The sequence below is a fragment of the Microcoleus pseudofavosus SVA1_A4 genome, from assembly GCF_036700565.1.
Taxonomy (GTDB): domain Bacteria; phylum Cyanobacteriota; class Cyanobacteriia; order Cyanobacteriales; family Microcoleaceae; genus Microcoleus.
This window is the reverse complement of the sequence record NZ_JAUBPE010000133.1, coordinates 1-10,550: the sequence shown is the minus strand read 5'-3', so window position 1 is coordinate 10,550 and position 10,550 is coordinate 1. Positions and strand designations below refer to the sequence as shown.

General features: G+C 44.5%; 14 protein-coding genes. 9 read left to right on the top strand and 5 right to left on the bottom strand.

Annotated features, from left to right (window positions below):
- Nucleotides 1-772: 772 nt before the first annotated feature.
- Entirely contained in the window at nucleotides 773-3,274 is a 2,502-nt protein-coding gene (locus QUA02_RS32125; RefSeq protein ID WP_333033760.1) for a glycosyltransferase family 2 protein, read from the top strand.
- Nucleotides 3,275-3,347: 73 nt separating this feature from the next.
- Here QUA02_RS32125 and QUA02_RS32120 read toward each other — a convergent pair whose 3' ends face one another.
- From QUA02_RS32120 to QUA02_RS32105, 4 genes are all read right to left on the bottom strand, one after another.
- On the bottom strand, nucleotides 3,348-3,518 hold the full coding sequence (locus tag QUA02_RS32120) for a hypothetical protein (protein WP_333033758.1): 171 nt from the start codon (nucleotides 3,516-3,518) through the stop codon (nucleotides 3,348-3,350).
- A gap of 66 nt (nucleotides 3,519-3,584) precedes the next feature.
- On the bottom strand, nucleotides 3,585-3,965 hold the full coding sequence (locus QUA02_RS32115) for a XisI protein (RefSeq protein WP_333033757.1): 381 nt from the start codon (nucleotides 3,963-3,965) through the stop codon (nucleotides 3,585-3,587).
- On the bottom strand, nucleotides 3,956-4,366 hold the full coding sequence (locus tag QUA02_RS32110) for a XisH family protein (protein ID WP_333033755.1): 411 nt from the start codon (nucleotides 4,364-4,366) through the stop codon (nucleotides 3,956-3,958). The genes QUA02_RS32115 and QUA02_RS32110 overlap by 10 nt, the downstream gene beginning before the upstream one ends.
- 109 nt (nucleotides 4,367-4,475) lie before the next feature.
- Nucleotides 4,476-5,909, bottom strand: a complete 1,434-nt coding sequence (locus QUA02_RS32105) for an ABC transporter substrate-binding protein (protein WP_333033754.1) — start codon at nucleotides 5,907-5,909, stop codon at nucleotides 4,476-4,478.
- Between the two features lie 545 nt (nucleotides 5,910-6,454).
- Here QUA02_RS32105 and QUA02_RS32100 point away from each other — a divergent pair.
- The 6 genes from QUA02_RS32100 to QUA02_RS32075 all read left to right on the top strand — a co-directional run bounded on the left by QUA02_RS32100 (nucleotide 6,455) and on the right by QUA02_RS32075 (nucleotide 9,625).
- Nucleotides 6,455-7,369 (top strand): COX15/CtaA family protein, encoded by a 915-nt coding sequence (locus QUA02_RS32100; protein WP_333033753.1) that lies wholly within the window; start codon nucleotides 6,455-6,457, stop codon nucleotides 7,367-7,369.
- Between the two features lie 126 nt (nucleotides 7,370-7,495).
- Nucleotides 7,496-8,473 carry a heme o synthase gene (locus tag QUA02_RS32095; protein ID WP_333033752.1) on the top strand — a complete coding sequence of 326 codons (978 nt, stop codon included), beginning with the start codon at nucleotides 7,496-7,498 and terminating at the stop codon, nucleotides 8,471-8,473.
- Between the two features lie 79 nt (nucleotides 8,474-8,552).
- Nucleotides 8,553-8,792 (top strand): hypothetical protein, encoded by a 240-nt coding sequence (locus QUA02_RS32090; RefSeq protein WP_333033751.1) that lies wholly within the window; start codon nucleotides 8,553-8,555, stop codon nucleotides 8,790-8,792.
- Nucleotides 8,789-9,049 (top strand): type II toxin-antitoxin system RelE family toxin, encoded by a 261-nt coding sequence (locus QUA02_RS32085; RefSeq protein WP_333033750.1) that lies wholly within the window; start codon nucleotides 8,789-8,791, stop codon nucleotides 9,047-9,049. The genes QUA02_RS32090 and QUA02_RS32085 overlap by 4 nt, the downstream gene beginning before the upstream one ends.
- A 74-nt stretch (nucleotides 9,050-9,123) precedes the next feature.
- Nucleotides 9,124-9,324, top strand: a complete 201-nt coding sequence (locus tag QUA02_RS32080; protein ID WP_333033749.1) for a DUF2283 domain-containing protein — start codon at nucleotides 9,124-9,126, stop codon at nucleotides 9,322-9,324.
- 61 nt (nucleotides 9,325-9,385) lie between these two features.
- Nucleotides 9,386-9,625, top strand: coding sequence for a DUF4926 domain-containing protein (locus QUA02_RS32075; protein ID WP_333033748.1), 240 nt, complete (start codon nucleotides 9,386-9,388; stop codon nucleotides 9,623-9,625).
- 1 nt (nucleotide 9,626) lies between these two features.
- Here the strand turns inward: QUA02_RS32075 and QUA02_RS32070 are convergent, their stop codons facing one another.
- A complete protein-coding gene (locus tag QUA02_RS32070) occupies nucleotides 9,627-9,914 on the bottom strand; it encodes a DUF433 domain-containing protein (RefSeq protein WP_333033746.1) in 288 nt (95 codons plus the stop codon).
- A gap of 121 nt (nucleotides 9,915-10,035) precedes the next feature.
- Here QUA02_RS32070 and QUA02_RS32065 point away from each other — a divergent pair, with 121 nt between their 5' ends.
- Nucleotides 10,036-10,266, top strand: a complete 231-nt coding sequence (locus tag QUA02_RS32065; RefSeq protein ID WP_333033745.1) for a hypothetical protein — start codon at nucleotides 10,036-10,038, stop codon at nucleotides 10,264-10,266.
- Nucleotides 10,263-10,499, top strand: coding sequence for a ParE family toxin-like protein (locus QUA02_RS32060; protein WP_333033744.1), 237 nt, complete (start codon nucleotides 10,263-10,265; stop codon nucleotides 10,497-10,499). Before QUA02_RS32065 ends, QUA02_RS32060 begins: the two co-directional genes overlap by 4 nt.
- Nucleotides 10,500-10,550 lie beyond the last annotated feature (51 nt).

Genomic DNA, 10,550 nt, shown 5'->3' with positions numbered 1-10,550 from the left:
GTCCGATACCTAGAAAGTAAACGACCCATATTTATCAATGCACTATTTTGTTATTCTGTCAATGCGTAAGTCCTAGTAATATAAAATTTATCTACCTTTAGTTAGATGTGAAGTTCGTCTAATTATTAACTTATATGGATTGCTATAGTTTGATATAGCAATCCTATTTGATTTGTAGAGACTATAATTTTTGGGGAAGGATAAGCTGCTACGCATTTAAATTGAATACAGAGGCGGGCTTTCCTGCCCGTCCCACAATAATTGTAGAAAAATTGACTGTCAAATTAGATGCACGGCAGCTTAGCAACCGCGCCAGACGGTTAGGATCTTCTTAATTGCACAAACATGAGCTCTTATATTGCTTCTTCCTGATTTTTATACCAATTCTCGCCTCGTCTTGCAACAATGATGAGTGTGGGTTTGTTTACGCTCACCCGCTCGTGTCAGGTGCGTCGCTCAAAGATTGTGGATATTCTTTAAGATTTAAGGGTGCGACGCACCCTACAGCTACTGTTGCATGAGTTTTGATAATTAGTATTACCCGATCGCGAAGTCGAAGGGCCTTGTTCCTTGTTCCTTCTGCTATACCTTGCCGGGATGGGACAGGCTCAGCGGTTTGGCAGCAGGAAGCAATATAAACTATCATACAATTGTCAGAATGTTAAAAAATGTAAATATAGTAAGTGGGATTTGTCGGAATTTTCAACTGGATTAAGAAGCGGACAGCAGGAAACCCTGACTGTCGCAAGCACGATCGGGAATTTCACATTTTATGACAACTTCAAGATTTGACCTTCAAGACTTGAAACGCCGCTTTTGGCGGATTTCGCGGGTGCCGGCGGCAACGCTAGTGGTGTTGGGGGCGGTTGCTTTCGCAGGTGCGATCGCCGGGGCATGGTTTGCAGGTGAAGGTACAGTCAGCGGTATTTTTGCCACAATCAACACTTGGCAGCAAAACCCGCCTATATGGCTGCAAGTGCCTGCTGCGAGGAAGATGTATTTGTTAGTGCCGACTTTTGTGCTGGTATCGGCCGCTTTAGCTGCAATTAAAATTTCGCCTCAGCCGCAGAAATGGTCGCGTGCTGTTGTAGTTGCCATAGTTCTGGCTTTAACTATTCGCTACGTTTTGTGGCGATCGCTCGCTACTCTAAATTTAAGCGATCCCCTCAACGGTATCTTTAGTTTGGGGCTGTTTTTCCTAGAAATGTTAATGGTGTTCACCAGCAGCATTCAACTGTATTTAATGCTGAGAGTGAAAGACAGGCGTCGAGAAGCCGATCGCATGGCAGTTGCAGTTGTAGAGGGAAACTTTGCCCCGCCCGTAGATATTTTAATCCCAACTTACAACGAACCAGCGTTTATTTTACGGCGCACAGTCATCGGCTGTCAAGCTTTAGATTATGCCAACAAAAAAGTATATTTGCTCGACGATACCAAGCGCCATGAAATCAAATTGCTGGCAAAAGAACTGGGATGCGAGTATATAACCAGACCCGATAATATTCACGCCAAAGCTGGAAACATCAATCACGCCACAGCCTTAACTAATGGAGAATTAATTGTAGTTTTCGATGCAGATTTTATTCCTACTAAAAACTTTTTAACTAGAACAGTTGGATTTTTTCAAAATCCCGAAATCGCCCTAGTTCAAACACCGCAAAGCTTTTACAACCACGACCCCATCGCCCGCAATTTAGGTTTAGAAAATGTGCTCGCGCCGGAAGAAGAAGTATTTTACAGGCAAATTGAAATCATCAAAGACAGCGCTGACAGCGTGATTTGTTGCGGTACATCTTTTGTAGTTAGGCGCAGTGCTTTAGAAACAGCGGGAGGCTTGGTCACAGATTCAATCTGCGAAGATTATTTTACCGGAATTCTGCTGTCAGCAACCGGGTATCGCTTAGTTTATTTAGATGAAAAATTGAGTGCGGGTTTGGCGGCTGAAAATATAGAAGCTCATCTAACTCAAAGGCTGCGCTGGGCGCGAGGCACGCTTCAGGCATTTTTTATTGATTCCAATCCTTTAACGATTCGCGGCCTCAGATTCGTACAAAGGCTGTGTCACCTGGAAGGATTGCTGCACTGGTTTACCAGTTTAACCAGGGTTTTGTTTCTGTTGATGCCTTTAGCTTATTCGTTTCTCGGCATACTTCCTTTGCGGGCAAGTGCGCGGGAATTGCTGTACTTTTTCCTGCCTTACTATTTGGTGCAAGTTACTGTGTTTTCTTGGCTGAACCGCAGATCGCGATCGGCTTTGCTTTCCGATGTTTATTCATTTGTCCAGTGTATACCTTTAGCGGTGACGGTGGTGAGTGCCATGCTGAATCCCTTTGAGAAAGGGTTTCAGGTGACGCCGAAAGGAATTGCCAGCGATCGCTTTCGTTTTAACTGGAATTTGGGATGGCCTTTGATTGTCTTGTTCGCAGCTACAGCATTTAGTTTGTGCCACAATTTCAACATTCATTTAGTTAAAAATGCTGGCAGCTTGCAGTCAATATCAGAAAGTGCAGATTTGTTAAAAGGAATGAGTTTGGGATGGATTTGGAGCGCTTACAACCTGCTGATGCTGGGGATTGCGCTGCTGATTTTGGTAGATATTCCTAAGCCGGACATTTACGAATGGTTCAATTTGCGCAGGGTGGTGCAGTTGAATGTGGGCGGTCAAAGTTTTTGGGGAATAACTACTGTAATTTCGGAAAGCGGCGCTGAAGTTGCTCTGACACAGCGGCCGAGTTTTGCGGTGAAAGGTAAAAGCAGTAAAGAGAGTTTTACCGCAGCAGAGATTTTGCCAAAATATGCCGTTCAGACAAGTTTATCGCAGGATAAAATAAAAGCGATCGCTCGCAGTACAACAGTCAAATCGAGCCGATCGCCAGTATTGCCATTTCTTGAGTTGGGTACTGACGCTAGTTTTGCCAAAAATTTGATTGATTGCGATTCGGCAACTCTGGAAATTATGGAAGAGAAATGTTTGATTCCTGTGGCTAAGATTGAGTTGGTTAGCGATAAATCTCAGTTGGAGTCGAGTTTTCGGGATGCTGCGGGGTGCAGCTTTGGGGAATTTCCCACTGTGCGAATTGCGTTCGATCGTCTGAGTATTAGCCAACACCGCTGTTTGATCGAAATGCTGTACTGTCGCCCGGGCCAGTGGAAGCGGCAGGAAACTCCGGGAGAATGGCGATCGCTGTGGCTGTTGTTGAGAATTGCTTTGAAACCGAGGGCTGTTTTTGAGAGAAATAGGCCAGTTAGGGCGATCGGAGTTTCCCAACTTTAGATCGAATTTCCTCCATACTTGCGTCCCTCTCTAAAAGACCAGAAAACAGTGGCGGAGTCAATCTAAAATCGGCTCACTGTGGCGGTTTCGGCGTCGGGGCGTAGGGCAAATTGGGGGTTTGTGGCGATGAAACTGGGAGATTTGCGCCGCTGCGGCCGGTCAGCCACCAAATACCTGCACCTACTAGGGCGATCGTAATCAATAGTGACAAAATAACTACAGGGGTTTTATTTTTTTGGGACATAACTGTCAAATTTGAGATTTTAGCTTAGGAGAAATTATTTCTAATCATCAATCGATTAAACCTAACTTATATAGCAGAAACTGAGGGCGATTGTTCGCAAATCTCTTCCCCTGTCCCAAAATCAGTAAACTGGCGTATTTCCGGTTCATGGAATGCTAAAACAATATCTTGTTTAGGCACTCCCAATTCGACGAGTTGGTTCGCAATTCCGACTTCAGTACCGTCATGCTGAATCCAAATTTTTCCACCCTTGATGTCAAGATGCAAAATACAGCCAAAATCGCGTTTATTTCCACGCCAACCAACATACAGAAGTTGATAATGATCTTGCTCAGTATCAAAAAGAGTTTGCACTTCATATTCTTGGGCATTGCGTTGTATCGAAGCGCGCTCTCGCCGTTCTGAAAGTAGATGACGAATGTATTGCCGATATTGCTCTATAGCCATTGAACAATAACCTCCTGTTGCACATCATAAATAATCAATCGTAGTTGATATCGCTGAACCGCAGCCACAATAAACCGTCGTTGAAAGAAACTTTCATAAATTGGCACTCGCACCGCTAGATAGAGTAGACGATCGGGTTCAATAGTTTCAAGTGCATCGCGATAATTAAGGAATTGTCCCAATGCAGTATGAAAATCTGAAACATTTGATGGGCTGATGAAACTTTTAACTTCAACAGCAATTTTCTGATGTTCTCGCTCGGCCGCTAACAGTTGTTCCGCAGCTAAATCAATCTCAAAATCTACATCATCAACATTAATTTGATAGGGGTCATCCGTAATCTGCCAACCTTCCTTTTCTAAAGAAATCTTAACAACACCATGAAACCGATCTTTTGCCATACTAATTTTTTAGTGACCTCTAAATACTCATGTTATAACCATTTCTGCTTGATCGACCAGAGAACTTACTACGGAATATTATAACCTACATTTCGCATTCGCAAATAGTTTACAAACCGGATATCGGCACAAACTCGTAACCGTAACTGGTGCGATTTCCGGGTTGAACAATTACTAACTGAACTGCTCGATTGCGATCGCCCGAAGGTAAAAACCGAATCGCGCCGGATGCTCCTTTTGCTGAAAAATCTGAGGCCGATAAAGCTTGTTGAATGCCTGTACGAGTCGGATTGCGCTCTAAACCGGCAATTAACGCGATCGCCGCGTCATAGGCTAAAGCTGTGCGCCAACTTACTTCAGCATTCCAAAGTTGTTTGGATGTTTGGGGAAAGTTTGACTGCGGATCTGAGAGAATGTGCCAAGGAACTGCCAGCACCATATCTGTTGCTCCTGCGCCACCGATTTGCAGTGTTTTCGCAGTATAAGCGCCGTCTCCTGCTAATAAGGGCAGCCGTTTGGCGTTTACTTGCACTACTTGCAAAGCTTGGTTTATGGTGGCTGAATCGGATGCTAACATAATGACTTGTGCTCCTTGGGCGATCGCACTTTTGACGCTCTCAGCAGCATTAAAATTGCCCTTAGCAAAGTCAAATTCCGATACTATTTGTCCTCCATCTCCATAGACAGCAGTGGTAAATTCATCTTTTAAAGATTTGCTGTAACTGCTGGCAGAATTGAAAAATACAGCAGCTTTTTGCTTTTGCAATTTTGCCAGCATATAGCGGAAAAGAGCATTAGCGGCAAACCGATCGCTCGGTACTGTCCGAAATATATTGCTGCCAACTCCTGAGAGTTGCACAGACGTACTTGTCGGAGAAATTTCTACTAATTGATTTGCCTGGTAAATCTTGCTAGCTGCTAGCGTTGTGTCAGAACCAAAATGCCCGATTACTCCTAAAATTTCCGAGTTATTTGCTAAAATACTGGCAATTTTAGAGGCAGTTTCTGGGTTGTTGTCGTCATTAGCAATTAGCACTTTTAAGGGAATGCCGCTAATGCCGCCGCTTTGATTTAGTTCATTTTGAGCTTGAGCGGCGCCCCGCAGAATTTCGAGAGCCGCATTGATATCGCTACCAATGGGAACAGCGGCGGCAATAGTATAGGATTTTTGGTTGCCAATACGGGCGTTGTTGAGGTATATTAAGGCTTCAGGATCGTTGCGATTAGCTTGCAGGGAAGTTTCCAGGTTGGCAATAGCTGCGCTGTAGTTGCCAGATGCGATCGCCCCTACAGCTTCTTGTTTTTTTGCTGTTGCTCCCTCTGAAATTAACAGTTTGTTTCCGGCACTTAGACGCTGCCCAATTGCTTGCTCTGACTGCGGGGAATTCCCTGTCGGGGACTTGGAAAACGTCTGATTTTGGGGTGATAAACCTCCGACATTGATGCCGCTGCGGTTTGTCAGCCACCAAATACCTGCACCGGCTAGCCCGATCGTAATTAGGAGTGATAAGATGAGAACAGCAGTTTCATTTTTTTGTGACATGGCTGTACAATTTTAAATTTTAGAAATAACGAAATCAGAAGCAATCAGGAAGGCACTCTCAGAGATTTTTACACGGATATACGGATTAATTATCGAGCGTTGCTTCTGATGTTGAAGTCAGAAGTCAGAAAAGCTACTCTACTTATATTTTGACATTTTTATTTAGTTATTTTAGACTAACGAGCTAGATCGCAATTTTAGATTTTATTGAATTTTCATATCATAAAGATGGAAAAACCGTTTTTTCTTAATGATATCTTTAGGTTTGGATCGAGGTTCAACAGCAAAGGAGCCTGTAACAGCAAGGACTTCGGTAAAATAATTAAAGTTTGTTGAAATTTATAAAAATAGCTGCAATACTTTGTAATGTAAAGAGGAAAGTTGAAAAATATCTCAAGACAAACTAATTGGATTGCCATGTCGCTAAGGTAGTATATATGACGGTTTGTCACAGAAAAATAGTGTTAAGCTCGGCTAAGCTCAGCAAAAGTAAAAGCTCGCTATTTCATTAAGTTCGATCGACAACAAAGGCTAAGGTAAATTTCATGGCAAACTCAGTTTTAAATCAGCCAAACGCAGCAGCAGGAGTGCAGTGGCAGCCAAAAGATATTATCCGCAGCCTAGTGTGGAAAATTGCGATCGCAACCTGGCTGTTAATGGCTGTAGGCAGCGCCACGCGAGTCATGAATGCGGGGCTCGCTTGCCCCGACTGGCCGCTGTGCTACGGTCAATTAATACCCGCAGCGCAAATGAATTTGCAGGTATTTCTGGAATGGTTTCACCGTTTGGACGCAGCGGCGATCGGCTTGAGCGCGATCGCACTTTTAGGACTATCTTTGTTTTACCGCAGCCGCCTGCCAAAATGGCTGCCTTGGGCGAGCGCTGGGGCACTATTTTTAATCGTTTTTCAGGGCGTATTGGGCGGATTGACAGTAACACAACTGCTCAGATTTGACATCGTTACCGCTCACTTGGGAACAGCTTTACTATTTTTTGGCGCCCTGCTAGTCATCGGTTTCATGCTGACTCCCTACGAAGCTAAAGGCAATACGGGCAAATTGGCTTGGGTAAGTTCGATCGCAGCTTTGTTAGTTTACCTGCAAAGTTTGCTAGGAGCATTAGTCGGCTCTCGATGGGCACTGCACCAATGTTTGAGCTCCTCAGAATTGTGCTCGGTAATGAACAGCCACATCATCGGTATCGTACCAGCTACCGCAGCGACTTTAGCAGTAACGATCGTGGCTTGGAGACACCCAACACTAAGTACAAACTTGCGAAAATTAGGGAATTGGGCGAGTGTTTGCCTAATTGCTCAATTAGTTTTGGGATTAGCAACTTTCCGGCTGCACCTTCAGGTAGAACCGCTGACTGTCGCCCACCAAGCAGTCGGTGCCGCTTTGCTGGGAAGCTTGGTTGCTTTTAGTGTTTTAGCTTGGCGCGATCGAGTTTTATCAGCTTGACAGATAAGACTAAAGTAAGAGGCGGCGGGTTTATTAATCCTTGTAGCTACACCAAATATTTCTCGTAAAACCCGCCACTCCAACCTAATGACGAATTCGCAAATAATTACTAACAGCTTACAACCGATGCAAGAAATTCTTACCAACGACAGCCCCCGCCTTCACGAAAACTTTTCGCAAGTGGTGAAAAGTTACTATCAACTAACAAAACCCAGAATTATTTTACTGCTGCTAATCACTACCTCAGCAGGAATGTGGATGGCGGCAAAAGGAGAAGTAGACCCGCTATTGCTGGTATCAACTATTACTGGAGGTGCTTTAGCTTCCGCGTCGGCGAATACGATTAATTGTGTCTACGACAGCGACATCGATTATATTATGGAGCGCACCCGGTGGCGGCCGATTCCTTCCGGGCGTGTCAAGAAGCGCGATGCTTTGATATTTGCGATCGCCCTAGCTACAATATCCTTTACATTGCTGACAGTTGTTGCCAACTTATTAGCCGCATTGCTAGCGATGTCAGGCATCGTTTTCTACGTCCTAATTTACACCCACTGGCTGAAGCGTCACAGCGTGCAAAACATCGTCATCGGCGGTGCAGCAGGGGCGATTCCCCCGCTAGTTGGGTGGGCTGCGGTGACGGGAGATTTGAGTTGGGGTGCGTGGCTGCTGTTTGGGATTATATTCCTGTGGACACCGCCGCATTTTTGGGCATTAGCAATGATGATTCGCGACGAATACAAGGAAGTAGGCGTCCCGATGTTACCTGTAATTGAGGGCGACGAAGCCACAGCCCGCCAAATTTGGATTTACACGCTATTGATGATTCCTGCAACTTTGCTGCTAGTTTATCCCCTGCATTTAGCGGGCGCGGTGTATGCGGGAACAGCTATTTTCCTGGGTGCTATTTTTGCCCAAAAAGCTTGGTTGCTGTTGCAGACTCCAGAGGATAAGATTGTTGCGCGATCGCTCTTTAAATACTCTATTCTGTACCTGATGCTATTGTGCGCTGGCATCGTGGTTGACAGTTTGCCTGTGACTCATAATTTTACTACTGCTGTTGTACAAAATGTGCAAACTTTGATTAGTGCAGTTGTGATGTAGTCTGCTTTTAGAGCCCTGGCTTCTTGAAGAAGTCGGGGCTCTGGGTATATTATAAAATTTAAAGGGGAGGAAATTTCTGATGGCTGAGAATACTGTGAAAGTAGACATCTCATTTCAATCACTGCTGGAAGCTATTTCGTCACTGGGAATTGCTGAAAGATACAAGATATGGGAATTTTTGGAAGCTGAATTATTCCCGAATGAGGATGATTCTCCAGAAGACATTGCCGAAATTGAAGCGGCCCGTGCTGATTACAAAGCTGGAGATTACACAACTTTCGATCGATATATTGCACAACGGGCCAATAAATCGACATGACTTACACAATTATTACGCCTAAAGCTGTGCAAAAGCAGCTAGATGCCCTGCCAGATGATGTCTGCGATCGTATCGCTGTCAAGATTTTGCAACTTGCCGAAAACCCGCGCCCAGATGGGGTGGTCAAGCTCAAAGGTGCTGACAATGAGTACCGTATTCGGATCGGTGATTATCGCGTTCGTTATGAAATCAGCGATGAAGAACTAATCATTCTCCTATTACAATGCAAACAACGGAAAGATGTTTACAAAAGTTGAAATTGGTAAAACCAGGCGAATTTTAACTCTGTACTGGACAAATCAAGTTAAGCGATATTGGCAGGAGAATCCCAATGAAAGTTAAATACGATGCAGAAGCAGACATTCTGATTTTTATCTTCCGTGATGCGTTTCCAACCAATGCTATCTCTGAACCTGGAGGCGTTATTGTCAGTTATGACGACAATGACGAACCCGTTACTATCGAATTTCTCAATGCCTCCAAACGTCAACTGTTTAATCCTCAAGAGCTCATACTAACGATCGCAACGTAGTTGATGCGCTTTATCGAGGTGGCACGGCAATATTGTCAGCTCAATAAGTGAGGATACTATAATGACGTTACACGAATATGATGTTGTTGCCTTGACCGCAGAAATTCAGGCCATCCATAAAGAAACCTCTGGGCCGATTTTGCTCCGGCCCGGACAAGTTGGCACTATTCTCATGAGCTTTGACGATCGCGCTTATCTAGTAGATTTTGCGGATGCTCAAGGCAATACCTATGCAATGGAAACTATTCCCTCAGAAAAACTCATGCAACTTGTTTATGAGCCACTTCCTGTTTACGCCTAACCTACAAATAATACCTTGCTTCTAGACGCTTGGCTTCTGCTGCTTGATGGATCAAATCAGTTTCAATTTCTGCGGTGTTGGCATGATAGTAGGTGAGTGCGGCGTAGACTTCGGCGAGGGTGAGATGAGAAATGCGATCGCAAATCTCTTCAGCATTCAATCCTCGCTTGTACCAGGTGACAATCCGGCCAACGGTAACGCCTTTACCGAGGATGTGGGGACATCCACCATGCAGTCCGGGAGTGCGTGTAATGAGCGTACCAATGTCAATAGATACTGCTGTGGTCATAAACTATGGAAGTTTGAAGGGACTGATCTCTATTACAGCATAGCGATCGCAGAATTATAGTGGGGTGTGAATTTCGATCGATAAATGAAGTAAGCTAGAGATACAGGTTTCAAACAAAATCATGACTGAACTCCTTCAACAGGCGATCGCCCAAATCCAAAAACTCCCACCCGATCGGCAAGATGCGATCGCGGCTCGGTTTTTGGCAGAGTTGCAGGACGAGCAAAAATGGGAAACTCGTTTTGCTGACACGACAGACGCTCAATGGGATCAGATGGCTGCAATGGTACGTCAAGAAATTGCGGGAGGAGAAACGGTTCCACTTGATGAGGTTTTTCCAACACAAAAATGAAATCAAGTGTTACAAAGTCATTTCGCACGCGGCTAGAGAGTCTTCCTGCATCAGTTCAGGAACAAGCCGATAAAGCTTATGCCCTTTGGCAGGAAAATCCTTATCATCCAAGTCTTCAGTTCAAGCGAGTCAGTCAGAAGCAACCGATTTATTCTGCTCGTGTCAGTATCAATTATCGTGTTTTAGGTTTATTGGAAGCCGATCGTATTGGGAGCGTGTCACTTTTGCGATGAGTATAAATACTCAGAAATACTAGGGCAGAGGTTTTGAGCTATTGTTGGGCA